The organism is Microbacterium sp. C-MGS6, assembly GCF_058140415.1.
The window spans coordinates 1,594,459-1,620,311 of record NZ_CM176934.1 but is presented as its reverse complement, the minus strand read 5'-3'; the positions used below and the strand labels follow the sequence as shown (position 1 = coordinate 1,620,311).

At 70.7% G+C, this 25,853-nt stretch carries 23 protein-coding genes and 2 tRNA genes; 10 read left to right on the top strand and 15 right to left on the bottom strand.

Annotated elements, in window-relative coordinates:
* Positions 1–68 precede the first annotated feature (68 nt).
* The gene (locus tag AC3B5L_RS07755) at positions 69–1,364 is read left to right on the top strand and encodes an O-acetylhomoserine aminocarboxypropyltransferase/cysteine synthase family protein (protein WP_259951684.1); all 1,296 of its coding nucleotides are present in this window, start codon (positions 69–71) and stop codon (positions 1,362–1,364) included.
* Positions 1,361–2,674, top strand: coding sequence for an LLM class flavin-dependent oxidoreductase (locus AC3B5L_RS07750; RefSeq protein WP_259951685.1), 1,314 nt, complete (start codon positions 1,361–1,363; stop codon positions 2,672–2,674). The genes AC3B5L_RS07755 and AC3B5L_RS07750 overlap by 4 nt, the downstream gene beginning before the upstream one ends.
* A gap of 16 nt (positions 2,675–2,690) precedes the next feature.
* On the opposite strand, the gene AC3B5L_RS07745 is transcribed toward AC3B5L_RS07750, so the two are convergent.
* On the bottom strand, positions 2,691–3,698 hold the full coding sequence (locus tag AC3B5L_RS07745; RefSeq protein WP_259951691.1) for a TerC/Alx family metal homeostasis membrane protein: 1,008 nt from the start codon (positions 3,696–3,698) through the stop codon (positions 2,691–2,693).
* 266 nt (positions 3,699–3,964) lie between these two features.
* On the opposite strand from AC3B5L_RS07745, the gene AC3B5L_RS07740 reads away from it, so the two are divergent.
* The 4 genes from AC3B5L_RS07740 (at position 3,965) to AC3B5L_RS07725 (ending at position 7,468) form a co-directional block, all read left to right on the top strand.
* Entirely contained in the window at positions 3,965–4,522 is a 558-nt protein-coding gene (locus AC3B5L_RS07740) for an RNA polymerase sigma factor (RefSeq protein WP_187663951.1), read from the top strand.
* On the top strand, positions 4,519–5,607 hold the full coding sequence (locus tag AC3B5L_RS07735) for a DUF4349 domain-containing protein (protein WP_259951692.1): 1,089 nt from the start codon (positions 4,519–4,521) through the stop codon (positions 5,605–5,607). The genes AC3B5L_RS07740 and AC3B5L_RS07735 overlap by 4 nt, the downstream gene beginning before the upstream one ends.
* 71 nt (positions 5,608–5,678) lie before the next feature.
* The gene (locus tag AC3B5L_RS07730) at positions 5,679–6,227 is read left to right on the top strand and encodes a helix-turn-helix domain-containing protein (RefSeq protein ID WP_490096369.1); all 549 of its coding nucleotides are present in this window, start codon (positions 5,679–5,681) and stop codon (positions 6,225–6,227) included.
* Positions 6,227–7,468 carry an MFS transporter gene (locus tag AC3B5L_RS07725; RefSeq protein WP_268776390.1) on the top strand — a complete coding sequence of 414 codons (1,242 nt, stop codon included), beginning with the start codon at positions 6,227–6,229 and terminating at the stop codon, positions 7,466–7,468. Before AC3B5L_RS07730 ends, AC3B5L_RS07725 begins: the two co-directional genes overlap by 1 nt.
* A gap of 61 nt (positions 7,469–7,529) precedes the next feature.
* Here the strand turns inward: AC3B5L_RS07725 and AC3B5L_RS07720 are convergent.
* Positions 7,530–7,602 (bottom strand) — tRNA-Glu (locus tag AC3B5L_RS07720).
* Between the two features lie 151 nt (positions 7,603–7,753).
* Here AC3B5L_RS07720 and AC3B5L_RS07715 point away from each other — a divergent pair.
* A complete protein-coding gene (locus tag AC3B5L_RS07715; protein ID WP_187663947.1) occupies positions 7,754–8,392 on the top strand; it encodes an MBL fold metallo-hydrolase in 639 nt (212 codons plus the stop codon).
* A complete protein-coding gene (locus AC3B5L_RS07710) occupies positions 8,389–8,919 on the top strand; it encodes a GNAT family N-acetyltransferase (RefSeq protein WP_259951696.1) in 531 nt (176 codons plus the stop codon). Before AC3B5L_RS07715 ends, AC3B5L_RS07710 begins: the two co-directional genes overlap by 4 nt.
* On the opposite strand, the gene pepN is transcribed toward AC3B5L_RS07710, so the two are convergent.
* The 4 genes from pepN to AC3B5L_RS07690 all read right to left on the bottom strand — a co-directional run bounded on the left by pepN (position 8,916) and on the right by AC3B5L_RS07690 (position 14,323).
* Complete coding sequence (gene pepN / locus AC3B5L_RS07705; RefSeq protein WP_490096368.1) at positions 8,916–11,399, bottom strand: aminopeptidase N; 2,484 nt, start codon at positions 11,397–11,399, stop codon at positions 8,916–8,918. The genes AC3B5L_RS07710 and pepN overlap by 4 nt on opposite strands.
* Positions 11,400–11,448: 49 nt before the next feature.
* Positions 11,449–12,459 carry a DNA topoisomerase IB gene (locus AC3B5L_RS07700; protein ID WP_187663945.1) on the bottom strand — a complete coding sequence of 337 codons (1,011 nt, stop codon included), beginning with the start codon at positions 12,457–12,459 and terminating at the stop codon, positions 11,449–11,451.
* 73 nt (positions 12,460–12,532) lie between these two features.
* Positions 12,533–13,039 carry a hypothetical protein gene (locus tag AC3B5L_RS07695; protein ID WP_490096367.1) on the bottom strand — a complete coding sequence of 169 codons (507 nt, stop codon included), beginning with the start codon at positions 13,037–13,039 and terminating at the stop codon, positions 12,533–12,535.
* 9 nt (positions 13,040–13,048) lie between these two features.
* Positions 13,049–14,323 carry an MFS transporter gene (locus tag AC3B5L_RS07690; RefSeq protein WP_280566348.1) on the bottom strand — a complete coding sequence of 425 codons (1,275 nt, stop codon included), beginning with the start codon at positions 14,321–14,323 and terminating at the stop codon, positions 13,049–13,051.
* An 84-nt stretch (positions 14,324–14,407) separates the two neighbouring features.
* On the opposite strand from AC3B5L_RS07690, the gene AC3B5L_RS07685 reads away from it, so the two are divergent.
* Together AC3B5L_RS07685 and AC3B5L_RS07680 are read left to right on the top strand one after the other, a co-directional pair.
* Positions 14,408–15,223: a hypothetical protein gene (locus AC3B5L_RS07685; protein ID WP_187663943.1), complete on the top strand. Its 816-nt coding sequence runs from the start codon at positions 14,408–14,410 to the stop codon at positions 15,221–15,223.
* 89 nt (positions 15,224–15,312) lie between these two features.
* Entirely contained in the window at positions 15,313–16,164 is an 852-nt protein-coding gene (locus tag AC3B5L_RS07680; protein WP_187663942.1) for a class II glutamine amidotransferase, read from the top strand.
* A 61-nt stretch (positions 16,165–16,225) separates the two neighbouring features.
* On the opposite strand, the gene AC3B5L_RS07675 is transcribed toward AC3B5L_RS07680, so the two are convergent.
* The 9 genes from AC3B5L_RS07675 to AC3B5L_RS07635 all read right to left on the bottom strand — a co-directional run bounded on the left by AC3B5L_RS07675 (position 16,226) and on the right by AC3B5L_RS07635 (position 25,840).
* Positions 16,226–16,297: transfer RNA gene (locus AC3B5L_RS07675), tRNA-Gln, on the bottom strand.
* A 100-nt stretch (positions 16,298–16,397) separates the two neighbouring features.
* Complete coding sequence (gene gltX / locus AC3B5L_RS07670; protein ID WP_268776396.1) at positions 16,398–17,903, bottom strand: glutamate--tRNA ligase; 1,506 nt, start codon at positions 17,901–17,903, stop codon at positions 16,398–16,400.
* Positions 17,904–17,932: 29 nt separating this feature from the next.
* Positions 17,933–18,697 carry a class I SAM-dependent methyltransferase gene (locus tag AC3B5L_RS07665; RefSeq protein ID WP_280566353.1) on the bottom strand — a complete coding sequence of 255 codons (765 nt, stop codon included), beginning with the start codon at positions 18,695–18,697 and terminating at the stop codon, positions 17,933–17,935.
* Positions 18,694–19,953, bottom strand: coding sequence for an MFS transporter (locus AC3B5L_RS07660; RefSeq protein WP_187663939.1), 1,260 nt, complete (start codon positions 19,951–19,953; stop codon positions 18,694–18,696). Before AC3B5L_RS07660 ends, AC3B5L_RS07665 begins: the two co-directional genes overlap by 4 nt.
* Positions 19,950–20,729, bottom strand: coding sequence for a fumarylacetoacetate hydrolase family protein (locus AC3B5L_RS07655; RefSeq protein WP_187663938.1), 780 nt, complete (start codon positions 20,727–20,729; stop codon positions 19,950–19,952). The genes AC3B5L_RS07660 and AC3B5L_RS07655 overlap by 4 nt, the downstream gene beginning before the upstream one ends.
* Positions 20,730–20,844: 115 nt before the next feature.
* Complete coding sequence (locus AC3B5L_RS07650) at positions 20,845–21,825, bottom strand: type IV toxin-antitoxin system AbiEi family antitoxin domain-containing protein (RefSeq protein ID WP_259951706.1); 981 nt, start codon at positions 21,823–21,825, stop codon at positions 20,845–20,847.
* 190 nt (positions 21,826–22,015) lie between these two features.
* Positions 22,016–23,116, bottom strand: coding sequence for a branched-chain amino acid aminotransferase (locus tag AC3B5L_RS07645; protein WP_187663936.1), 1,101 nt, complete (start codon positions 23,114–23,116; stop codon positions 22,016–22,018).
* Between the two features lie 62 nt (positions 23,117–23,178).
* Positions 23,179–24,222 carry a 3-isopropylmalate dehydrogenase gene (locus tag AC3B5L_RS07640; protein ID WP_187663935.1) on the bottom strand — a complete coding sequence of 348 codons (1,044 nt, stop codon included), beginning with the start codon at positions 24,220–24,222 and terminating at the stop codon, positions 23,179–23,181.
* A gap of 82 nt (positions 24,223–24,304) precedes the next feature.
* Entirely contained in the window at positions 24,305–25,840 is a 1,536-nt protein-coding gene (locus AC3B5L_RS07635) for an MFS transporter (protein WP_313362602.1), read from the bottom strand.
* Positions 25,841–25,853 lie beyond the last annotated feature (13 nt).

Sequence of the window (25,853 nt, the reverse complement as noted above, 5' to 3'; positions counted from 1 at the left end):
CCACCGCTCGGACACGCCGAGACACGCCGTGACACTCTGTTGCTCACCCGCCGACCGAGAGGCCCCGCATGACCGTCGACACCGCCCGCTTCGCCACCCGCGCCGTCCACGCCGCGAGAGGCCGGGCCGCTGCCGCCTCCCGCGTGACGCCGATCTACCTGACGGCCGGTTTCGAGTTCGACGACTTCGATCACGCCGCCGACCACTTCGGCACCGGTACCGGATTCGGGTACACGCGCACCGGCAATCCGACGGTGCACGCGGTGGAGCGGCAGCTGGCGAGCCTGGAATCCGGTGCGGACGCCGTACTCGTGGCCAGCGGACAGGCCGCCGTGACGACCGCCCTGCTCTCGGTCGTGGGGGCGGGCGATCACATCGTCTCCTCGACCCACATCTACGAGGGCACCCGCGGGCTGTTCCTGGACAACCTCGCCAGACTCGGCATCGAGACGACGTTCGTGGACGACATCGCGGACCCGGATGCCTGGCGGGAGGCCGTGCGCCCGACGACCAGGGCCCTGTTCGCGGAATCGCTCGCGAACGCGCGGAACGACTTCCTCGACGTCGCGGCGGTGAGCGCGGTGGCCGACGAGATCGCCGTTCCGCTGATCGTCGACAACACCCTGGCCACCCCGGCGCTCCTCCGGCCGCTGGAGCACGGCGCAGCCATCGTGGTGCACTCGGCGTCGAAGTTCCTCGCGGGTCAGGGCGCGGTTCTCGGCGGCGTGGTGATCGATGACGGCCGATTCGATGCCGACCGCGCCGGGCACAACGCCCCGCACCTCGTGCTGCCGGGACGGGGCGGCGCCCCCAGCGTCTTCGCCCGGCACGGCGGCCGCGCGCGCATCGGGTACGCCAGAGAGTCGGTGGCTCCGCGGTTCGGTGCCTCGCCCTCGCCCCTCAACGCGTTCCTGATCGGCCAGGGCACCGAGACGCTCGGCCTGCGCGTGGAGCGGCAGTCGCAGAACGCCCTCGCCGTCGCACGCTGGCTCGCCGCGCATGACGCCGTGGAGAGCGTGGACTACGTCGGCCTGCCCACGCACCCGCACCACGAGACCGCGGTGCGTTACCTCGACGGCGGCTTCGGCTCGATCTTCACCTTCACCCTGCGCGGCGGCCTGCCCGCGGCCCGTCGCTTCGTGGAGGAGGTGTCGGTCTTCACGCACATGACCCACATCGGCGACGTGCGGTCGCTCGTGCTGCACCCGGGTACGACCAGCCATGCGCAGCGCACCGACGAGGAGCGCCGGATCCTCGGTGTGGGCCCCGGCACGCTCCGACTGTCGATCGGCATCGAGGACGTCGACGACCTGATCGGGGATCTGGCGCGGGTGCTCGAGAGCGTCCGGGAGACGGTGGCATGAGCCGCCTGCAGCACTTCGGGTGGTTCCTCGCCCGGGGCTTCGGCCCTCAGGGGTGGGGCTATCCGTCCCTGGACTGGGACTACGACTGGACGCGACCGGAGATCTACCAGGAAGCCGCGCGCACCCTCGAGCAGGCCGGATTCGACCTCGTGATCGTCGAGGACAGCCCCTCCCTCGGCTCGGCGGAGACGATCGATCTGCGCGTGCGTCACGCGTTCGGCGGCCCGAAGCACGATCCCCTGCTGCTCGCCCCGTACCTCTTCCAGGCGACCCGTCATCTCGGAGTGGTGCCGACCGTGAATCCGGCGGCCTCGCTGCCGTACACGTCGGCGCGCCAGTTCGCGACGCTGCAGCATCTGAGCGGGCACCGGCTCGGCCTCAACGTGGTCACCGACACCGGCAGCGCCCGCCACTTCTCCGCGGCCCCGCAGCTCGGCCACGACGAGGCGTACGACCGTGCCGAGGAATGGCTCGCCGGCATCCGCGCGCTCTGGCGGAGCTGGGACGAGGGCGCCCTGGTCGCCGATCCCGGCTCCGGCGTCTATGCGGACGGCACCCGCATGCGCCCGGTGCAGCACCGCGGGGCGCACTACGACTTCGACGGCCCCTTGAACGCCCTGCCCTTCACGGACGGGGAGCCGGCCATCGTCTCCCCCGGCGGCTCGGGGCGCGGCCTGGCGTTCGCGGGTGCCAACTCGGACGTCCAGCTCGCGCTCGCACCGCTGCACGAGAAGGCGGTACGGGAGTATCGGCAGCGCGTGTACGACGCCGCGATCGCCCGGGGACGCCGTGCCGAGGACGTCAAGATCCTCTTCGCGATCCAGCCCGTGATCACGGCGTCCGCCGAGGAGGCCGACCGGATCGTGGCCGCCTCCGCACACCCGGACGACGCCGCACTCGCGCAGATCGCCCGGAAGCAGTCGAGTGATCTGGAGACCGATCTCACGGCCCTCGATCTGGACCGTCCCCTCGACCCTTCGGTCTTCGGAGCCCATGTCTCCCGCGGGAGCATCCAGCGGCTGATCGGCGACCGCGGAGAGGATGCCCCGCTCCGCGCGCACCTCACCGCACTCGCCCGCACCGGCCGGCTGCACGACCGCAGCGGTTTCGTGGGCACCGCAGAGGAGTTCGCCGATCTCGTCGAGGAGCTCGGTGAGTGGGGCAACGACGGCGTGCTGCTCTGGGGCGACTTCCACCCCGTGACCCTGCATCGCACGCTCGACGAGCTGGTGCCGATCCTCCGCCGCCGCGGGCTGCTCCGGCGCGAGTACGCGGACGGCGGCCTGCAGGCCAACCTGCAGTCGTTCTGACCCGCTCCGCGCGGACTCAGTCTCCGACGGGGGCGACGCGCTTCTCCGCGCGCTTCTCCCTGGACGACGCGATCAGGCTCGCGATCGTCGCGACCGTCATCGACACGAGGATCACGCCGAGCGACACCATGTTGTCGATGTCGGGCACCCACTCCACGTGCTCGCCGCCGTTGATGAACGGGAGCTCGTTGACGTGCAGCGCGTGCAGGATCAGCTTGATGCCGATGAACCCGAGGATGACGGCGATGCCGTAGTGCAGGTAGCGGAGGCGGTCCAGGAGGTCGCCGAGGAGGAAGTAGAGCTGGCGCAGCCCCATGAGGGCGAAGATGTTCGCGGCGAAGACGAGGAAGCCGTTGGTCGTGATCTCGAAGATCGCGGGGATCGAGTCGATCGCGAAGATGAGGTCCGTGACGCCGATCGTGATGAACACGATGATCATCGGCGTCCACATGCGCGTCCCGTCGACGGTCGTGCGGATCTTCGAGCCGTCGTAGGTCTCGCTGATGTCGATCCGACGGCGGAGCAGCCGGACGATGAAGTTCTCGCGCTTGACGTCGTCCTCGTGCTCGCCCTCCGGCATCGCCTGCCGGATGGCGGTGTAGACGAGGAAGGCGCCGAACAGGTAGAAGATCGGCGAGAAGTTCTCGATGATCGTCACGCCCACGAGGATGAAGAGCCCGCGCAGGACCAGCGCGATGATGATCCCGACCATCAGCACCTGCTGCTGCAGACGTCGCGGCACCGCGAACTGCGCCATGATCAGCACGAAGACGAACAGGTTGTCGACGGAGAGGCTGTACTCCAGCGCCCACCCGGTGATGAAGTCCCCGGCGTTCTGCCATCCGCCCACATTGCCCAGCAGCACCGCGAAGAGCAGCGCGAGGCCCACGTAGAACACGACCCACAGCGTCGACTCCTTGGTGGAGGGGATGTGCGGGCGCAGCCGGATGAGGAGCAGGTCGCCGATCAGGATGATCGTGAGGACGACCATCGACGTGATCTCGAACCAGACGGGGATGTCCACGGGCGCTGTGCACCTTTCGCGAGGGGTCGGGAATGAGTCGAAAGTCTCTCCCCCGCAGATGTGCGGCGCGCGCCCGGAGCAGCGGTGTCGATGCTCGTGATGACGTTACGCGCGGATTCGGGATACTCCCTCTCGCCCGGGCCATGCTACCGGAGGTGGGAGCCGCGCGGAAGAGGAAGTCCCCACCCGCTGCGGATCCGATGCCGTGCTGAGACGATGGGTCATCCGCCGACACTCTCGAGGGAGAGACACCGAACGGAACCAGGATGCCCGCGCAGACGAGTGACCAGCGATGGGCCGCCCAGGCGGCGGCCGGCGATCAGAGCGCCTTCCGCGCGCTGTACCGCGCCCACGTGCGCCCCGTGTACTGGATCGCCCACGGGATCCTGGGCTCCCCCGCCGACGCGGAGGACGTGGCGCAGGAGACCTTCGTGGTCGCCTGGCGGAAGCTTCCGGATCTGGAGCTGCAGGGAGAGTCGATCCTCCCCTGGCTCGCGACGATCTGCCGCTTCCAGTCCGCGAACCGGCTGCGCCAGCGCCGTCGCGACCAGGCGCACACGACGGACGCGGCGGACGATCAGCTCCCGGACGTCGTCAGCGTCGAGGAGCAGGTGATCACGGCGGCGCTCGCCGCGAGGATCGCCGCGGAGGTGGGCACCCTGAGCGAGCTCGACCGGGAGATCTTCCGGCTGTGCGCGTCCGAGGGCTACGCGTACCAGGCCGCCGCCGACGAGCTCGGCGTGACGCACGCCGTCGTCCGGAACCGTCTCTCACGCGTGCGCACCCAGCTGCGCGGCGCCGTCAAGGAAGTGAGGGACGCATGAACCACCAGACTCCGCAGGAGAGCCTCCCGCCACTGTCGGACGCGACCGTCGCCCGGATCGAGGAGGCCGTCTTCACCGAGATCCGCAGCGAGCGGCGCCCGCTGTCTCCGCGAACCGAACGCGCCCGGAACCGTCGACGCCGATTGCTCACCGCCGGAGGGATCGCGGCGGCCTTCGTCGTCGGGGTCCTGGTGACCCCGCCGATCCTCGGCGCCGTCGGAGGCGGCGGCTCGTCCGTATCCACAGCGGACGGCACCGCGGGCTGGTCGACCGACGAGGCGGGCTCGGCCGTGCCGGACCGCGCCGTCGAAGGGGCGACCCTTCCCGGCACCGTCGGATCGGACGCCGCGGCGTCTGCCGAGGACGCCCGTGACATCGTCGCCACCGCCCAGGCGTCGGTGCAGGTGCGGGACATCGCCGACGCTGCATCCGCCATCGGCGATCTCGCCGTCGAGCACGGCGGCTACGTCGAGAGCACCGAGGTCGGCCGAGCGGTCTCGTCGGATGCCCCCGCCGAACCGGCTCCCGCGGATTCCGGGTACGGCTGGATCACGGTCCGCATCCCCGCCGACGATCTGACCACGGTGATCGCCGCCCTCGGCGACACCGGTGAGGTGCTGTCGTCCTCCGTCACGAAGCAGGACGTCACCGCCACGGCGATCGACCTCCGCGCCCGCGTGGAGTCGACCCGCGCGTCGGTGCAGCGGCTCACGGAGCTCATGGGGCAGTCGGGCACTGTCGCCGATCTCATCGAGGCCGAAGTCGCGCTCACCGATCGCCAGGCGCAGCTCGAGTCGTACGAACAGCAGCTCGCCGCGCTGGAGGACCAGGTGACCCTGTCGTCGCTCACCGTGGAGCTGTCCCGCAGCGGCACCGCGGCGTCGGCAGACCCCGCCGGCTTCGGCGACGGTCTGCTGGCCGGGTGGAACGGGCTCGTGGTCTCACTCAACGCCCTGGTGATCGCGGTCGGCTTCCTCCTCCCCTGGCTCGCGGTCGCCGCCGTCGTCGTCCTGATCGTGTGGCTCCTCCGCCGCGGCCGGCGGAAGCGGCGGGCGCCCGCAGCTCCGCCCGTCCGGGAGGATTAGCGGGAACCGCGCTTTTCCGCGGTATACAAGAACTCTTGTGCGCATCCGGGTCGCTGCTTAGCCTTCGGAGCGTGGAAGACATCTCCGTGATCACCGCCGTGCATCACCCGCTGCGGCGCCGCATCTACGACTATCTGCTGCTGTACGGCACCTCGCAGGTGACCGCCCTCGCCCGTGCGCTCGACAGCCAGGTCGGCAGCATCAGCCATCACCTCAGGATGCTCGAGCGGGCCGGGATCGTCGAGCGTGCCGCCGATCCGACCGGCGACCGGCGCACGAGCTGGTGGACCGTCGCCCGGCGCGGCCTCACCTGGTCGGTGGAGGACTTCGTCGACTCCCCCGCCGATGCCCTTCTCGCCCGGGAAGCACAGCGGCAGGGCATCCGCATGCAGATCGACCGCCTCCAGCGCTGGCACCGACGCCTAGGGGAGCCCGCCGTCGCGGCCTACGACGCCTCCAACACGGAGACCACCGCGTGGGCGACCCCGGAGGAACTGCGCGACCTCTCCGCGCGCGTGCTGGACGTGGTGCGGGACTGGCAGGCCTCGATCGACGAAGGCGACGGCCAGGCGCGCACGCCCGTCTTCTTCTTCGCTCACGCGTTCCCCACGGAGCCGTGATGACCGCGCTCACCCCGCCCCTCGAGCTCACCAGTCCTCCTCCGTTCCGGCGTGACCGGATGGTGCACGCGTGGATCGGCGTGAAGGCTCTGTCCGACGCCGGCGACGCCGTGTGGACGATCGCGTTGGCGTGGACGGCCGTGCAGATCGCCTCCCCCGCCGTCGCCGGACTCATCGTCGCCGCCGGCACGGTTCCGCGCGCGATGGTGCTGCTCTTCGGCGGGGTCATCGCGGATCGCGCCGACGCCCGCCGGGTGATGATCGCCTGCAATGCGGTGCGTGTGGGGGTGCTCGTCGCCGCCGCCGTGTGGACGGTCTCGCATGCGCCCACCGTGCCCGTCCTGCTCGCCGCCGCCGTGGCGTTCGGGGTGTGCGACGCGTTCTACGAACCCTCCGCCGGCACCATCGGGCGACAGCTGGTACGCACCGACGATCTCCCCTCCTACGCGGCCGTCATCCAGACGGCGTCGCGCCTCGGCACGATGGGGGGCGCCGCACTGGGCGGCCTGCTCGTCGCCCAAGCCGGTCTCGCGGGGAGCGCATCCGCGAACGCGGTGACCTTCGCCCTGGTCGTCGGGTTCCTGGCGATCGTCCTGCGCCCGCGGTTCCGGCTCGCCCGGGCCCCGCGCACCTCGTCCCTGCGCGCGATCGGCGCGGCGTTCGCCCACCTCGGAGCGAACCCCACGACGCGCACTCTCGTCATCGCCCTCTCCGGACTCAATCTCGCCGTGGGCCCCGCCATCGGCATCGGCCTGGCTCTGCGGGCGCACGACGAGGGTTGGGGGGCTCCCGCGGTCGGCCTCTTCGAGGGCCTCCTCGGCCTCGGCGCCGCCGTGGGGGCTGCCGCGGTCGCGAGATGGCGGCCGCGCCACGAGGCGCGGAGCGGGTTCGGCGCGCTCCTCGTCCAGGGAGCGGGAATCGTCGCGCTCGGGTTCGGCCCCGTCTGGACCGTGGCCGTCGCCGCCACCGTCGTCGGCGCCACCGCGGGCTACGCCTCCGTGCTGCTGAGCGCGACCTTCGCCGCGACGGTGGACACCGCCTTCCTCGGTCGGATGGGGTCCCTCACCCGGCTCGGCGACGACTGCCTGATGCCGCTCGCGATGGCGGGCTTCGGCGCGCTCGCGACGGTCACCGCCGTCTGGGTGCCGTTCGTCGTGGCCGGTGGAGCGATGACGGCGCTCATGCTCGTACCGCTCCGGGCTCGTGCGTTCCGGACCCTGTCGCTGCGCGCGGACGACTGACGCGCACGCTCGGGAACGGCGAAAGCCCCCCGGAGAACCGGAGGGCTTTCGACGTGTTGTGTGACCCCAGCGGGATTCGAACCCGCGTTACCGCCGTGAGAGGGCGGCGTACTAGGCCGCTATACGATGGGGCCGTCTTGCGGAGCTTTTCCGTTCCGCGACAACCGTTCAAGTATGCCACGGCGATTCTCACTGCGCCAAATCGAGGCCAGTCCACCCGAGATCCCGGGCGTGGCGCGCCGATTTCCGTTTGCCGCAGACCCCGGGAAGGAGTTGACTCGTCTCATGCGCGTCACCAAGTTCGAACATGCCACCCTCCGCCTGGACCAGAACGACGACACCCTCCTGATCGATCCGGGATCCTTCACAGCCCCGCTGCACGACCTCAGCGGACTGGTCGCCATCGTGCTCACGCACGAGCACCCCGACCACTGGACGCCGGAGCACCTCGACCGGATCCTCCGCGCGGCCCCCGGGACCCCGATCTTCGGGCCGGAGGGCGTGGCGAAGGCGGCGGAGGGCTACGAGGTCACGGTCGTCTCCCCCGGCGACACCGTGGAGGTCGGCGCCTTCACTCTGCGCTTCTTCGGTGGCACGCACGCAGTGATCCACTCCTCGATCCCGACGATCGACAACGTGGGCGTGCTCGTCAACGACACGTTCTACTACCCCGGCGACTCGTATGCGGTGCCGGAAGGCGTCGAGGTCGGCACCCTCGCCGCGCCGCTCGGAGCCCCGTGGCTCAAGATCGGGGACGCCATCGACTACGTCCTGGCCGTGAAGCCCCGACGGGCGTTCGGCACGCACGACATGACCCTGTCCGTGATCGGCAAGAACATGCACCGGCAGCGGCTGCAGTGGGCGACCGAGCAGGGCGGCGGCGAGTTCCTCGTGCTCGAGCCCGGCGACACCATCGATCTGTGAGCGGACCACGCCGCCTCCTGCCCGCCCCGACCCCGCGACTCGCCTTCCGGGAGATGATCGCGGACGATCTCGACGACATGGCGGCGCTCCTGGGTGATCCGGAGGTCATGGCGTACTACCCCGCGCCCAAGTCGCGAGCGGAAGCCGCCGAGTGGATCGCGCGGATGCAGCAGCGCTACCGCGAGGACGGCCACGGTCTCTGGATCATCGAGACGCACGACGGCGATTTCCTCGGCGACTGCGGCCTCACCTGGCAGTCGGTGAACGGCGCTCCCGTGCTCGAAGTCGGCTACCACGTCCGCGCCGATCGCCAGCGCCGAGGCTATGCCACCGAGGCCGCACGCGCCTGTGTCGACCTCGTCGCGCGGACCTTCGCTCCCACGCTCCTCACCGCCATCATCCACCCCGCGAACGAGGCGTCCCGCGGTGTGGCGGAGAAGCTCGGCATGACCCACATCGATGACGATCGCGCCCATCCGTGGATCGTGCGCACGGTGATGGGGATGACCGTGGAGGCCGCGACCTAGCCCTGAGCGCCACGCACCCGCAGGTCACGCGCGAGGTGGTCGCGCTGCTCGATGAGGAGTCGTCGCAGCGCCGCCGGGGCCTCGGGGCTGGCCGACAGCCAGGAATCGACGAGATCCAGCGACGAACGGGCGGGGAACAGCCCGATCACCAGCCGACGAGCGATCTCGATGCTCCGGTCCGTCCACGCGGTCCCGATCCGCGCGAAGTACTCCTCGTCGTAGGACTCGATGAGGTCGCGGCGGCCACCGGCGCGGTAGCCGCCGATCTCGGCATCGAGATGGTCGTTCGTCAGCGACTGGTCTTCCCACGCGGCGGTCCAGGCGGCCCCGCGTACCGCCGCGTCGGGGACGGAGGCGCGGGCGCGGCGGGCGGCGGTGCGTCCGTCGCCGGTGTCGTCCCTCTCCTCCTCGGCCGCGATGTCCGAGGCGTCGGCGTGACCGGTCGTGACGAGGGCTGTGAGGAGCTGCCAGCGCAGATCGGGATCCACGACGAGGCCCTCCGGCACGTCGCCGTCGAGCAGGGCCCGGACCTCCGCGTGGTGGACGTCATCGAACGCCGAGGCGGCTGCCAGCGCACGCGCCCAGGAGAGCTGGGCGTCGCTGCCGGCGTCCGCCTGCTGCAGTGCCGCCCACGTCGTCTCGGTCCAGGCGCGCTGCTCCGCGGCGCGTCGGTCATCGGGGACGAAGTGCCGCAGCGCGAACGCGGCGTCGAGGAGGGCCGCAGCCAGCAGACCGCCGTTCGACTCCCGCAGTGCGTGCGCGCGCACGATCGCGACGAAACGGGCGGCATCGAGCTCGCCGTCCCGGGTGGCGTTCCACAACGACGACCACACGAGCGCCCGGGCGAGCGGGTCCTCGATGTCCGAGAGGGATTCCTCGACGGTGCGGAGCGACCGCTCGTCCAGGCGCGCCTTCGCGTAGGTGAGGTCGTCGTCGTTGAGCAGCACGAGATCGGCCTCGGGGAGCTCGATCTCGACCCGCTCCCCGATCAGGTCCAGCTCCCGCTGCTCCCGACGCACGATCCGGTCGTCCACGCGGTCGTACAGTCCGATCCGCAGGCGGTGCGGACGGACGTCGTCCTGGACGAGGTGCTGTGCGCCGTCGGCGTCGGTCTCCACCCAGATGGTCGAGACGCCCGTCGTCTGCAGCCAGGCGCCCGCCCAATCGGTCATGTCCCTGCCGGACACCGCGCTGAGCTCGACGAGGAAGTCGTCGAGGGTGGTGTTGCCGAACGCGTTGGCCGCGAAGTACCGCCGGGCGCCTTCGAAGAACGCCTCGTCGCCCACGAACGCGACGAGCTGCTTCAGCACCGAGGCGCCCTTGGCGTAGGTGATGCCGTCGAAGTTCAGCTTCGCGGCCTCCAGGTCGGGGATGTCGGCGACGATGGGGTGCGTCGTCGGCAGCTGGTCCTGCTGATAGGCCCAGGCCTTGCGCCGCATGGCGAACGTCACCCACGCGTCGTGGAACCGGGTGGCCACCGCCGAGGCGTGCGATCCCATGTAGTCGGCGAAGGACTCCTTGAGCCAGAGGTCGTCCCACCACGTCATCGTGACGAGGTCGCCGAACCACATGTGCGCCATCTCGTGCAGGATCGTGTTGGCCCTGCCGGCCCGCTGCGCCTCGGTGGCAGCACCACGCGAGAGGTAGCCTTCCGTGAAGGTGACCAGGCCGGGGTTCTCCATCGCGCCGAGGTTGTACTCGGGGACGAAGATCTGGTCGTACTTGCCCCACGGGTAGGGATAGGCGAAGGCGTCGGTGAAGAAGTCGAGCCCCTGCCGGGTGACCTCGAGGATCTCGTCGGCCTCGAGGTGCTCGACGAGCGAGCGGCGGACGAGCACGCCGAGGGCCACTCGCTGCTCGTCTCTGGTCCACTCCCCGTCGACACGGGCGTACGGGCCGGCCGCGACCGCCGTGATGTAGCTGGAGATCGGCAGCGTGGGGGCGAACTGCACGCGCTGGACGCCGACGCCGAGGTCGACGTGGGCCGGCGACTGGTTCGAGAGCACCTCCCACCCGGACGGCGCGTCAATGACGAAGGTGTACTCCGCCTTCATGTCCGGCTGCTCGAAGCAGGCCATCACGCGACGGGAGTCCGCGGGCTCGTACTGCGTGTAGAGGTAGGTGCGGTCGTCAGCCGGGTCGTGGAACCGGTGCAGGCCCTCCCCCGACCGGCTGTAGGCGCCGACCGCTTCGATGCGCACGACGTTCGACGCCGCGAGGTCGTCGATCGTGAGGCGCGCCCCGTCGTAGACGACGTCCCGCTCCTCCCCGTTCACCTCGACGCGCCGGACCTCCTCGCCGATGAAGTCCAGCCACGTGCTCTGGACCGTCGCATCGAACTCCAGGACCGTCGTCGTCGGGAAGCCCGTGCGCGCCCGCTCCGGGGCCCCGGTCAGGTCCAGCTCGACGCGGATGCGGTGCAGGGTGATCGCGGCGGATCGCGCCGCGGTCTCCTCACGGGTCAGGTTCGCGGTGTGCATCCCTCCATCCTGGCATCTTCCCGAGGTCAGCCGGGGAGCTCCCGCGGCCTCATCCGCGCCGCCCGGCACCGCGCCGGTTGACCTTCCGCGACGTTTCGGGCCCGCCCAGCAGCCGCCGGATCGCCGTCTCCGGGGTCACGTCGAGGTCGAGCGTCCTCCCCCGGCCGTACTGCCGGAACACCCGAGGGTCGATGTAGCTGTTGCGGGCGACGGCAGTCGTGTTGCCCAGGGCGGTCGCCGCCGCCTGCACCGCGAGGCGCTCGGCCTGGTTCCGCTGTCCGCGGCGGTCGAGGACGCCGATGCGGGCCAGGGCGTCTGCGGCGATGATCGTGCCGTGGAGGGTGCGGAAGTCCTTGGCGGAGAAGCTGGCCCCCAGCACGTCCTTGAGGTACGTGTTGACCTCGGCGGGCGTGATCTTCACCCGCCGCCGGCCTTTCCGGTAGGCCAGGAGGAAGGCGGTGGAGGCGCCGCTCGCGAAATCCGTGAGGGCTTCGGCGAGGGGTTCGTCGGTGATCTCGATCGCGGCGGTCTGTCCGCTCTTCGCCGGGAAGGACAGGGCGACGTCGCCGCCGTCGATGCGGACGTCGCGGCGGCGGAGCGTGGTCAGGCCGCGGCTGCCGTGGCGCGCCAGGTAGCGTTCCGAACCGATCCGCAGCGCGGCGTCGTCGAGCATGCGGAAGGCGATCGCGAGGGCTCGCTCCTTCGTCTGGCCGTCCTCCTTGAGAGCCTTGGTGACCTGCGCGCGGGCGCTGGGCAGGGCCGCGGCGAGGTCCAGTGCGCGGACGAACTTGCGACGGTCGCGGGAGACCCGCCAGAGCGGGTGGTAGAGGTACTGCTTGCGACCGGCGGTGTCGATCCCCACGGCCTGGATGTGCGCGAGCGGGTCGGCCGCGATCCACACGTCCTGCCACGCCGGCGGGATCACCAGGTCGCTGATGCGTTCGCGATCCGCCTCGGGCGCAGGCTCCCCCATCGGATCGACGTACCGGAATCCCGAGCTCGTCCGCTTCCGCGTGAAGCCCGGGTCCTGACCGGGTACCACTCGCACCAGTCGCGCCATGCGTCTCTCCTCCCGCCGTGCAGCTCCTCCGAGTGTGGAGTGACCCCGGTCTCGGCGGGAAGGGAGTGGCGTCTCACCCCGCCGACGTGCTATCCGCGTCGGCGTCCTTCGCGAAGACCGCCCGCATGTGGTCGCTGGTGAGGAAGTCAGCGATGCCGATCATGATCAGGCTGAAGACGATCTGCTCGGTGACCATCCAGACGGGATAGAGACCGGGGATCGCCGCCATGACGAGCGTGATGACCGGGAAGATCTGCGCGAACAGCCGCAGTCGGAGGTAGGCCCAACGCCATCCGCGGCGCGCACGCCACGCGAAGTAGAACAGCGTCGCCGTCATCGCGAGCACCACGAGCGTGCGCATCCACACGGCGAAGGGCACACTGTCCCCGTCCGCGGCGAGCACGAGCGCGACCAGGACAGCGCCCACCCCGAGCACCAGCTCGGCGACGAGGAGCCAGAGGATCCAGGTGAAGGCACGGACCGTCCTGGGGTGAGTGCGGCCGGCGTCGCTGATCAGTACGCCGGCCTGCCGCCCACCCGCGATCCGGTCGAGACGGAGGAAGAGCGGTTCGAGGGCCATGCTCGGAGCCTAGACCGGCGGCGTCCGCTCGACCTCGTCCGTTCGATGGAGCTCGGCGCTGCCGTTGGCTGCTTCCGGGAGCACCCGCTCCAGCACCATCGCCAGCACGCCGACGGCGAGACTGCCCGCCACCATGACCGCGATGAACCACCCGCTGACGCCGACGCCGAGGAGCACCCCCGCGACGAGCGGGCCGAGGATCGCTCCGCCCTGGAAAGCGGCGGAGTTGAGGGCGTTGTAGCGGCCGCGAGTGCGGTCGGTCGCGAGATCGTTGTAGATGGCGGGGATCGTCGGCTGCATCATGGTCTCCCCGAACGCGAAGACGCCCATGAACGCGATCACCGCGATCGCGGCCGTGACCGAGTCGGGGAGCAGACCCGCGGCACCGAGCATGACCCAGGAGACGGCCCAGATGAGCGCCATGACCTGCATGACCCTGGTGCGGCGGCGACCGTTGATGAGGCGGAGGACGGCGAACTGCAGCAGCACGATGACAGCCGTGTTCACCGCGAACGAGATGCCGACCACGGCGGTCGACACCTGGGCGATCTGACGGGCGTAGGCGGGGAAGCCCGCCTCGATCTGTCCGTACCCGATGAAGACGGAGAAGAAGGTCAACAGCGTCATCCACAGCACCGCCGGTCGACGGAGGATCTCCCGGTAGCCGCCCTCGGTGGTCACCGCCGGGTCGGGCTCCGCCTGCGTGCGCACGTGCCGGAGCGGACCCAGGAGCAGTGCCAGCGGGATGAGGCTCGTGGCCGCGTCGATGAGGAAGATCGTGGTGAAGGTCGACGGCTCCGTCACGTCGACGAAGAAGCCGCCGATGATGCCGCCCACGCCGATGCCGAGGTTGACGAGGGCGAAGTTCACGCCGAAGTACTGCTGGCGGACCTCGCCGTCGACCACCGAGGCGATGAGCGCGTTAAAGCCGGGCCAGGACACCCCGAAGTTGACCCCGATGAGCACGACCGCGACGGTCGCGACGGCGGGATGCGTGGCGTAGGCGAGGAGCGTGCACCCCGCGATCATCGAGAGCAGGCCCACGATCAGCACACGGCGGGCGCCGAAGCGGTCGATGAGCGTACCGCCGGGGCCCGTGACGAAGAGCCCCGTGATCGCGATGAGGCTCATGAGCGCCCCGGAGAACCCGAGGTCGAAGCCGCGGACCTCGTGGAGGTAGATGATGGTGAACGGCAGCGTCATCCCCCGCCCGAGCGTCTGGATCGCCACGGTCGACAGCAGCCAGCGCCCCTCGGTGGGCAACGCGTTCCAGAAAGACCTCATACCGATCACCTCGTCATTGTTCCAGGAGCCGCGGACATCGGATGACCGCCGGGCTCCCGGGAACAAAGCCGATATTCTGCGAACATGCCCGTGTCGTTCGAAGACTTCCGCTCCGCCCTGCTCCACGCACCGACCCGTGAGGCCTGGGGCCTCGTGCTCACCGATGCCGAGGCGCAGCAGGTCGCCGCGGACGAGCAGGCGAGCCGGGCCTGGTACGACTACTGGCTCGCCACCACGGCGCCGGCGACGCCCGCCCCCGCGGCGGCAGGGCTCGGCGGACACGAACTCCCCATCGCCGCAGCGCCCGGGTTCGCTGCGGCGCCGCCGCCTGCACCGGCCGCGCAGGGACCCGTCTCCTCCGGTGGGCCGGAGATCGCGTTCCCCGCTTCGGAGAGCACCGGGAGGAAGAGCCGGGTCGGCCTCTGGGTGACGCTGGGCATCGTGGGCGCGCTGCTGCTGATCGCCGCGATCGTCACGGTGTTCGCGTTCACGACCGCACGCCACTGGACCAAGGTCGACGTGCCGGAGAAGCCCGAGACCTTCCACAGCGAGGAGTACGAGACCGGCAAGTACCTCGTCGCCGACGACGGCGTGAGCCCGTGCGCGGTGGACCAGGACTGGACGGACTGCATCGGCCTCATGGAGGCCGAGTACGCGGGCGCCTGCGCCGGGGTCGACCTCGTCCCCGCCGCCGCGGACCTGTGCGCCCAGCACCGCGCCGAGATCGACCGGATGATCGCGGAGGACGCGGACGGGATGTACGTGGCCTCCCTCGGCGATTTCGGACACCTCACCCGGACGCCCGAGACGGCGACGCGCCAGGTCTCGAACGACGATGCTGAGCCGGCCGTCACCCACGAGGCCGTGTGCTATCTGGGGTTCCTCGGGGAGTGCGAGTAGCCGGTTCACCATCCGCGGGTCTCGCCGGGGAGGCCGACCGAGCGTATCGTCGGGCACAGACCTGATCGGGTCGGGGACGAGGTGTCGACATGTGTCGGTGGCTGGCGTATGTGGGAGAACCGCTGCACCCGTCGGAGGTGATCCTCGACGCGCGACATTCGCTCGTGGCGCAGTCCCTGGACTCGCCACTCGGTGCGGAGACCGTGAACGGAGACGGCTTCGGCCTCGGCTGGTATCCGGTGTCGAACCGTGAGGACTCGGGGCAGCCGCCGGGGCCCGCGCTGTTCCGGAGCATGGAGCCCGCCTGGAACGATCTGAACCTGCGCGAGATCTCCCGCATGATCCGCAGCCCGCTGTTCTTCAGCCATGTGAGAGCCGCCGCCGGGCCGCCGGTCCAGCAGACCAACTGCCACCCGTTCCGGCACGCGAACTGGCTCTTCATGCACAACGGCGGCCTGACGGACTTCCTGACGGTGAAACGCGACCTCACTCTCGCCGTCGATCCCTCCCTCTACCCGGAGATCCAGGGCACCACCGACTCCGAGGTGCTGTTCCACCTCGCCCTGACACTCGGCCTGCAGGACGATCCGATCGCGGGGATGCGGGCGGCCATCCGGGAGGCCGAGCGAGTGGGCCACGAGCATGGCATCCGCTTCCCGGTGCAGGGCACCTTCGCGGTCTCCGACGGCGCCACCGTGTGGGCGATCCGCTATTCGACCGCCGGACGCTCCCGCTCCCTCTTCCACTCCACCGACATCGAGACTCTTCGTCGGATGTACCCCGATGCGGAACGTCTTCGCGTCTTCGGTCGCCGGGCGCACGTGATCGTCTCCGAGCCGCTGAACGATCTGCCCGGTGCGTTCGAAGAGGTCCCCGAATCCACGGTCTCGATCCTCGACGAGGCGGGCTACCGGTACGAGCCCTTCCTCGAAGCTGCGTGAGCACTGACGTTCCTGCCGGGGGAACGAGAAAACCCCCGCCGGAGCGGGGGTTTTCGAAGTGCTGGGGTACCTGGACTCGAACCAAGAACAACTGAACCAGAATCAGCCGTGTTGCCAATTACACCATACCCCAAGGGCGAAACCGGAGCCTCGCACCGAGAGTCAAGCTTACCCGAGCGGCGACCGATCACCAAAACCACCGGTGCCGTGTCGCCGCTCGGGCGCGTCGCGGATCAGTTCGCGAGGAACGCCGAGAGCGCGCGCAGGCGGCGCAGCGACTCGTCCTTGCCCAGCAGCTCCATCGACTCGAACAGGGGCGGCGAGACGCGGCGGCCGGTGATGGCCACGCGCGGCGGCCCGTAGGCCACGCGCGGCTTGAGCTCGAGGTTCTCCACGAGCGCCGTCGAGAGCGCCTCCTGGATCTTCTCCGGGGTGAAGTCGGCGACCGGCTCCAGCGCGGTGACGCAGGCGTCCAGCACCGCGGCGGCGTTGGCCGGCAGCCCCTTGAGCGCATCCGCGTCGTACGACACCTCGTCGCGGAACAGGAAGCCGAGCATGCCCGGCACCTCGCCCAGCAGCTGCACGCGCTCCTGCACCAGCGGCGCCGCGCGGAAGGCGAGGACGAGCTGCTCGTGGGTCGGCTCGTCGAACAGACCGGCCGCGGCGAGGTACGGCACCGTGCGCTCGGCGAAGTCCTTCACGTCGAGCATGCGGATGTGGTCGCCGTTGATCGACTCGGCCTTCTTCTGGTCGAAGCGGGCCGGGTTGGGGTTCACGTTCTCGATGTCGAACGCGGCGATGAACTCGTCGAGCGAGAACACGTCGCGGTCCGGGCCGATCGACCAGCCCAGGAGCGCGAGGTAGTTCAGGAGGCCCTCATGGATGAAGCCGCGCTCCCGGTGCAGGAACAGATCGGCCTGGGGGTCACGCTTGGAGAGCTTCTTGTTGCCGGTCTCCCCCAGCACGAGCGGCATGTGGGCGAACCGCGGCACGAACGTCGTCACACCCGCGTCGATGAGAGCGGCGTAGAGCGAGAGCTGGCGCGCGGTGGAGGGCATGAGGTCTTCGCCGCGGAGCACGTGCGTGATGCCCATCAGCGCGTCGTCGACGGGGTTCACGAAGGTGTACAGCGGCACCCCGTTCGGGCGCACGACGACGAAGTCCGGGAAGGAGCCCGCGGGGAAGGTGACCTCGCCGCGGATGAGGTCGACGTACGTGAGGTCCTCGTCCGGCACCCGCAGGCGGAGGGCGGGCTGCCGGCCCTCGGCGCGGAAGGCGGCCTTCTGCTCGTCGGTGAGGTCACGGTCGAAGTTGTCGTAGCCGAGCTGCTTCGCGCGGCCGTTGGCCTCGTTGCGGGCGTCGATCTCCTCGGCCGTCGAGTAGCTCTCGTAGAGCGCGCCCGTCGCGAGGAGCTTGTCGATCACCTCGCGGTAGATGTCGTGCCGCTCGGACTGCCGGTACGGGGCGTGCGGGCCGCCGACCTCGACACCCTCGTCCCAGTCGATCTTCAGCCACGTGAGCGCGTCGACGAGCTGGCGGAAGCTCTCCTCGCTGTCGCGCGCGGCGTCGGTGTCCTCGATGCGGAACACCATCTTCCCGCCGTTGTGACGGGCATAGGCCCAGTTGTACAGAGCCGTGCGGACCATGCCGACGTGCGGCAGCCCCGTCGGAGAGGGGCAGAAGCGGACGCGGACGTCGGCGCCGCTGGCGGTCGTGGTGAGGGGATGCGGAGTAGCCATAGCCCTTCGATTCTACGGGTGCGGGCGGGTCAGCCCCGGCGCGAGACCGCCACCGCCGCGCGGTGCTCCAGGGGCAGCACTGTTCCCACCCGATGCGCCGCGACCGTCTCCTCGAACCCCGCGCGGAACCGGCGGCGCTCGGCCGTGGAGAGCAGGGCGTACTGGGCGCCGGCGCCGGCCACACCCCCTTCGACGGAGGTCCACAGCGCGCCGGGGTCGGCCTCCCACGTCCAGGTGTGCTCGGTGACCACGACCTCCGGGAGCCCGGCGTCGGTGAGCACGTCCGCGAAGCCGTCCGGGGTGCGTGCGAAGTCCTCTTCGGCGGGGAGCCTCTCCCCCGCGTACGGCGGCAACCCCGCGCGTTCGACGACCTCCGCCCAGAACCACGACGGCGAACGGGTCCAGATCGTCGCGGCGACCGGACCACGCGCGACCCGACCCAGCTCGCGGGCGGCGGTCCGCGGGGAGAAGACGTGGTTCAGCACGAAGTTCGCCACGGCGGCATCGAAGGACCCGTCGCCGAAGGGCAGCGTCGGCAGCCCGCCCTCGACGATGCGCAGCGTCGGGTGCTCCCGGTGGGCGACGGCACGCATCGTCGGCTCGGGCTCGCAGGCTGTGACGTCCCATCCCCGGCGTGCGAAGCGGGACGTGAGACGGCCTTCCCCCGCGCCGACGTCCAGCAGGCCACGACCCTCCGCCGGGCCGAGTGCGGCGGTGAGAGGCTCGAAGGTCCCGGCGCACAGGGCGGCGTACGAAGCGGCATAGGCCTCTCCGACGCCGTCCCAGGCCTTCACCGCGCGCTGCTCCGGGCGAGCGGTGACAGCGCGACGATCGCGAGGACGAGCACCGAGGCCGCGATGCCGAGCCCGGCGTACTGGAAGTTCGACAGCACGATGCCGGCGAGGACGGACCCGGCGGCGGCGGACAGGCTCATCAGCGAGTCGCTGCGTCCCTGACGACGAGTGCGCACCTCGGGCGCGGAGGCTTCGGTGAGCAGCGCGGCACCGGCGACCGTCGCGGCACTCCAGCCGAGGCCGAGGAGGATGAGGGCGACCATGACGCCCCACGCCTCGGTGCCCGCGAAGACGGCGAAGGCCAGGGCGCCGCCGAGCAGAGCCTGCCCGAGCAGCACCACGCGCAGCCGCCCCCAGCGGTCGGCCAGCACGCCGAACACCGGCGAGAGCGCGTACATGCCGCCGACGTGCAGCGCGATGGTGATGCCGACGAGCGCTGAGACGTCCGCCGGTGTCGCCGCCGCACCGTGAGCGCCGTGGGCCATGTGCGAGAGATGCACCGGGGTCATCGCCATGACCGACGCCATCACCACGTGCGACCCCGCGATGGCGAAGATCGCGTAGCGGGCCACGCGCGGGCGGTCCGCCACGACGGCGCTCGTCGTCGCGGCGGCGGCCTGAGCGAGTCGCTGCGCGGCCAGCAGCGGATCGGGGCGGAGGGCGACGAGGTAGAGCGCGAGCGCCGCGCACTGCGCGACGAACGAGAAGACGTAGGAACCCGTCTGCGGAGGCATCCCGATCGCCTGTCCGACGATCTCCCCCGGGCCGAGCAGCAGCGGTCCCGCCACGCCGCCGATCGTGGTGGACCAGACGACGATCGAGAGGTCACGCCCGCGGTGCTGCGGCGCCGCGAGGTCCGTGGCCGCGAACCGGGATTGCAGGTTGCCCGCGTTCCCCGCACCGATCAGCAGGATGCCGACGAGCAGGAGCGGGAAGACGCGCACCGACGCCGCGAGGATCACCACGGCGATGCCGACGAGGGCGAAGAGATTGCCGAGGGTGAGGGCGCGGCGGCGTCCGAGCCGTGCGGCCATCCGGGCGAGCGGGATCGCGCAGAGCGCGGCGCCCAGGGTCACCGATGCCGTCGCGAGCCCGGAGAGCGCGTCGCTGCCGGAGATGTCCGCGGCGAGCAGCGCACCGAGCGACACGGTGGCGCCGAAGGCGATGCCGCCCAGCACCTGCCCCAGCGACAGCACGAGCACGGTGCGGCGCTGGACCGCCTGCTGCTGCGTCGCCGTGAGGGCGACGTCGGTCATGACGCGGGAGCGGCGTCGCGCACGGGGTTGCGCAGGATGCCGAGTCCGGAGATCTCCACCTCGACGGTGTCGCCCGCCTCGAACGTGCCGACGCCCGCGGGTGTCCCCGTCATGATGACGTCGCCCGGAAGGAGCGTGAACACCGCGGAGGCGTACTCGATGATCGCGGCGACCGAGTGGATCATGTCGGTGAGCGGCGCGTGCTGGCGGACCTCGCCGTTGACCCGCGTCTCGATCGTGGCCTGCGCGGGGTCGAAGTCCGTCTCGATCACGGGTCCGAGCGGGCAGAACGTGTCGAAGCCCTTCGCCCGCGACCACTGCCCGTCCTTGCGCTGCAGGTCGCGTGCGGTGACGTCGTTGCCGATCGTGTAGCCGAGCACGTGGTCGAGGGCGTTCTCCGCCTTCACGTTCTTCGCGATCCGTCCGATCACGACCACGAGCTCGCCCTCGTACTCCGTGCGCTCGGACAGCGCGGTGGGACGCACGATCGCGTCGTCCGGGCCGATCACGGCGGTGTTCGGCTTGAGGAACAGCAGCGGCTCCTCGGGGGCCACTCCCCCCATCTCGGCGGCGTGATCGTGGTAGTTCTTGCCGACGCACACGACCTTGGAGCGCGGGATGACGGGCGCGAGCAGCGTGACCTCGGTCAGCGGGACGCGGGCGCCGGTGGTCTCATACCCCGAGAACATCGGGTCCCCGGCGAGGACCACGAGCTCGCGGTCGTCGATGATCCCGTACATGATGGCGTCGTCGTGGCTGAACCGGGCGATCTTCATGCCTCCAGCCTAGATCCCCTCCTTTATCGTCGAGACCCCGGTTTCTCGTCGAGACCCCGGTTCGCTTGCGCGGGAGAGGCGGGGTCTCGACGGAAGCCCGGGGCCTCGGTGGAACTCAACCGGGAGGACGGATGCCGAACGCGGCGAGCCGTCGTCCGAGGTCCTCGGGGGTGCGGATGTGCCGGGAGCCCCAGCGCACCACCCGCGAGCCGGTCACCCCGCGGATCTCGTCCTCGCGGTGCTTCTCCGCCATCACCGCATCGGCCGCCGTGGGCATCGTCCGCAGCTCCGCATCCCGGTACTTGTCCTCCCCGTCGAACTCTCCGAAGGCCCGGGACCGCGGGAACCCGAAGTCGGCGAAGTACCGCGCGCCGTCGGAGCCCACGATGGGGACCTGCAGATCGATGTCTCGGAAGCCGAGTCGGTGGAGCTGGAGGCGACTCACGCTCTCGCCCGGGAGCTGCGCCCGTCCATCCGCGAAGGCTCCGATCCATCGCGCGCGCCGCACACCCCGGAGTCCCGCCGCGCACAGGCCTTCGACTTCGGCCCGCCAGGCGGCGACGGCATCCTGGTCCACCTCGTGCCCGTCGACCGAGACCAGCCGCAGTGCCGCATCCCCCGCGGCGACGACGGCCTCCGGTCGCAGCAGTCGGGCGAGATCGAACACCGTGCGGGTCAAAGACGTGCACCGGAGCCCGTGCCGCCGGACGATGTCGCCCTCGTCGAGCGCGATCTGGTGTCGGATGACCCCGGCTTCGGTTCTACTGTGCCGACGGCTGCGGATCGCGGTGTGCACGTCGTCCCGGATCGGCCCCACGAGCGGCAGCCCCCAGAGCGCGGCGGCGGAGAGGTGCGAGAACACGGGACCCCCGCCCGGACTGGCCCTGCGGACGGCGCACACCCGCACGAGCTGCCGCCCCTCCGGCCACAGCTCGTCCCAGACCTCCGTGTCGACGTACGCCCCGCGGTGCACCCGTCGCAGCCTGCCGTGCGCGACCGCCGCCGCCAGCTCCCGTTCCGTGACGCCCGCATCGAGGGCCTCCTCCCGCGACCGCACGAGATCCCAGGCATCGGAGAACGAGAGGCGCCGCGACATCCCCCCACTCTCCCCCGCTCACCCTCTCCTCCCCCCGTTCTCCACACCCCCCACCCCTCATCCCCCACTCCCCCCGCACTGTGCAGGAACGACCCCGGCGCGCGAGACCCCGGGTACACGACGAGACCCCGCCTACCACGCGTCGACACGGCGGGGTGTCGGCGGGAAGACGGGGTCTCGGGGAATGGAATCAGGCGTCGAGGCGGAGGAGCCAGCCGTGCTTGTCCTCGCGACGCCCGTACTGGATGTCGGTGAGCTCCTCGCGGAGCGACAGCGCCAGCTCGCCCAGCGGCTGCGGCTCGTCGAAGCCCTCGCCCACGAGCGCGCCGATCGGTGTCACGACCGCGGCCGTGCCACAGGCGAACACCTCGACGATGTCGCCGGAGGCCACGCCCTCGCGCCACTCGTCGATCGAGATCGGTCGCTTCTCGACCGTGTAGCCGCGGTCCTCGGCGAGCTGCAGCAGCGAATCCCGCGTGATGCCCTCGAGGATGCTGTCGGACTCCGGCGTGACGACACGACCGTCCTTGAAGACGAACACAACGTTCATGCCACCGAGCTCCTCGACGTCGCGGTTCTCGTTGAGGAACACGACCTGGTCGCAGCCCTTCGCGCTGGCCTCGGCCTGCGGCAGGAGGCTGGAGGCGTAGTTGCCCCCCGTCTTCGCCTTGCCGGTGCCACCGCGGCCGGCGCGGGCGTAGTCCTCGGAGAGCCAGATGCGCACCGGCTTCACGCCTCCGGTGAAGTAGGCGCCCGCGGGGCTGGCGATCACGTAGTAGGCGACCTTCTGCGCCGCTCGCACGCCGAGGAAGGCCTCCTTGGCGAACATGAACGGTCGCAGGTACAGGCTCTGGTCGGCACCGGACGGCACCCACCGGCCGTCGACGGCGATGAGCTCCCGCAGCGACTGGATGAAGTACTCCGTCGGCAGCTCCGGCAGCGCCAGGCGGCGGGCGCTCGCCTGCAGGCGCGCGGCGTTGCGGTCGGGACGGAAGGTGTGGATCGAGCCGTCGGCGTGCCGGTAGGCCTTGATGCCCTCGAAGATCTCCTGTGCGTAGTGCAGCACGGACGCCGCGGGGTCGAGCGGGATCGGGCCGTAGGGCTGCACACGCGGACGGTGCCAGCCGCCCTTGACCGACCAGCAGATGTCGACCATGTGGTCGGTGAAGACGACCCCGAAACCGGGGTTCTCCAGCACTTCGGCGACGCGTGCCGGCGAGGCCGCGTTCAGGTTCTTCGTCACGGCGAACTCCAGGGGAGCCACGCTCGTCTCGGCGTCGATCGTCGTCATGTCGTCATCCAATCCTCGTGGGGTGGGCGCATCCTCGCGCCCTGTCAGCCTACGCCCGCCGTTCAGAGACGGGCAGTGATCGCGGAGCCGATCTCCGCGGTGGTGCGGGCACCGCTGCGGGCGGCGATGTCCGCCTCGACCGCGGCGCTCACACGCGCCGACTCGGCCGTCAGGCCGAGGTGGTCGAGCAGCAGCGCGATGGAGAGGATCGCGGCGGTCGGGTCGGCCTTCTGCTGACCCGCGATGTCCGGAGCCGAGCCGTGCACGGGCTCGAACATCGACGGGAAGTTGCCATCGGGATTGATGTTCCCGGAGGCGGCGAGGCCGATGCCGCCCGTGACGGCGCCGGCGAGGTCGGTGAGGATGTCACCGAAGAGATTGTCCGTCACGATCACGTCGAAGCGCGAGGGATCGGTGACGAGGAAGATGGTGGCGGCGTCGACGTGCAGATAGTCGACGGCGACGTCGGGGTGCTCGGCGGCGACCTCGTTCACGATGCGCTGCCAGATCGCGCCGGCGTGCACGAGCACGTTGGTCTTGTGCACCAGGGTGAGCTTCTGACGGCGGCGCTCCGCGAGGGCGAACGCATAGCGGACGACCCGCTCGACACCGAACGCCGTGTTCACGGAGGTCTCGTTCGCCACCTCCTGCGGCGTCCCCTTCCGGATCGCTCCGCCGTTGCCGACGTAGGGACCTTCCGTCCCCTCGCGGACGACGACGAAGTCGACCTCGCCCGGGTCCGACAGCGGACCGGGAGCTCCGGTGAAGAGCTTCGAGGGACGCAGGTTCACGTAGTGGTCGAGCGTGAACCGGAGCTTCAGCAGCAGCCCGCGCTCGATGTTCGCGTCCTTCAGCCGCGGGTCGCCCGGCGTCCCGCCGACCGCGCCGAGGAGGATCGCGTCGTGTGCGGCGATCGCGGCGAGGTCGTCGTCCGTGAGCGTGTCGCCCGTCTCGAGGTACCGGCCGGCACCGAGCGAGAAGCGGGTCTTGTCGAACGTCACGTCGCTGTCGGCCGTGACGGTGTCGAGCACCTTCTCCGCCTCGGCGATGACCTCGGGACCGATGCCGTCACCCGGGATGACGGCCAGCTTCACGACACGCGACATGAGACTCCTTGCGCACTGCACGGGGGTGGACCGGCCGCGGCGCGACCGCGGGTCGAACGGGCCGGTCCCCCCAGCGTAGTGGTCAGTGCGTGGGTGCCTTGCGCAGTGTGACGGCCGCGATGACCGCCGCGACGACGACGAGGCCCGCGCCGATGAGCGAGGTCACGGTGACGCCGGAGCCGAACGCGTCGGCCGCTGCCTGCCACAGGGCGTCGCCGAGCGCGGCCGGGAGCTCGTGGGCGGCGGTGTACGCGCCGGCCAGCGTCTCCTGCGCAGCGCGGGCCACCTCGGCCGGAAGCCCCTCGGGCAGCACCAGCGCGCCGCGGTAGAACGCGGTGATGATGCCGCCCAGGATCGCGGTCCCGAGCACGGCACCGAGCTCGTACGCCGTCTCGGACACCGCGCTCGCGGCACCGGCCTTCGCCGCGGGGGCGCTGGAGAGGATGAGCTCGTTCGAGATGGTCTCGGCCGCGCCGATGCCGATGCCGAGGACGACGAAGGCGAGGATGAGCGGTGCCACGCCGTGCTCGTGCGTCGTGAAGGCGACGATGAGGTACCCCGCGACGGAGAACACCAGCGCCGCCGGGATGAGCACGTGCGGCGGCACCCGCCGCGAGATCGGCACCACCGTGAGTCCGGCGACGATCATCGCCGCCATCCCCGGCACGAGCGCGAGGCCCGCGACCATCGGCGAGAGCCCCAGCACGAGCTGCAGGTGCTGCGAGACGAAGTACAGGAACCCGACGAGGGCCACGACGCTGAGCAGGTTCACCAGGATCGCCCCCGAGAACGACCCGCGGCGGAACAGGGCCATGTCGAGCATCGGGGTGTCGGCACGGAGCTGACGGCGCACGAACAACGTCCCCATCACGAGGCCGAGCAGCGCCCATCCCCCGGCGTACAGCGACGGGCCGTCGACCGCGAAGGACTTGATGGCGTAGACGACCGGGATCATCGCGGCCATCGAAAGCACGATGCTGAGCGGGTCGGTGCGGCCGGGATTCGGGTCACGGCTCTCCGGCACGAGCAGCGGCGCGGCGATGAGCAGCGGGATGAGGACGGGGACGGCGATGAGGAACACCGAGCCCCACGCGAAGTGCTCGAGGAGGAAGCCGCCGACGATGGGGCCGAGCGCGGATCCGGCGGAGAACGCAGACGCCCAGACCGCGATGGCCATGCGGCGCTGGTCGCGGTTCTGGAAGATCGACCGCAGCAGCGAGAGCGTCGAGGGCATGAGCATGGCGCCGAAGAAGCCGAGCAGGGCGCGCGCCGCGATGAGAAGGCCCGCGGTCGGCGCGAAGGCGGCCAGAGCGGAGACCACGGCGAACCCCGTGGCTCCGATGAGGAGCAGGCGGCGGCGCCCGAAGCGGTCGCCCAGCGTCCCCATGGTCACCAGGAGTCCGGCGAGCACGAGCGGATAGACGTCGATGATCCACAGCTGCTCGGCCCCGCTCGGCGCGAGCGAGATCGAGATCTCGGGCAGCGCGAAGCTCAGCACCGTGTTGTCCACCGACACCAGCAGCACCGGGAGCATGAGGACGACGAGCGCCGCCCACCCCCGAGCCCCGACGCGGGGAGCTTCCGTCTCTGTCGTCGGGATCGACGCAGTACGGGTCATGGAACACCTTTCC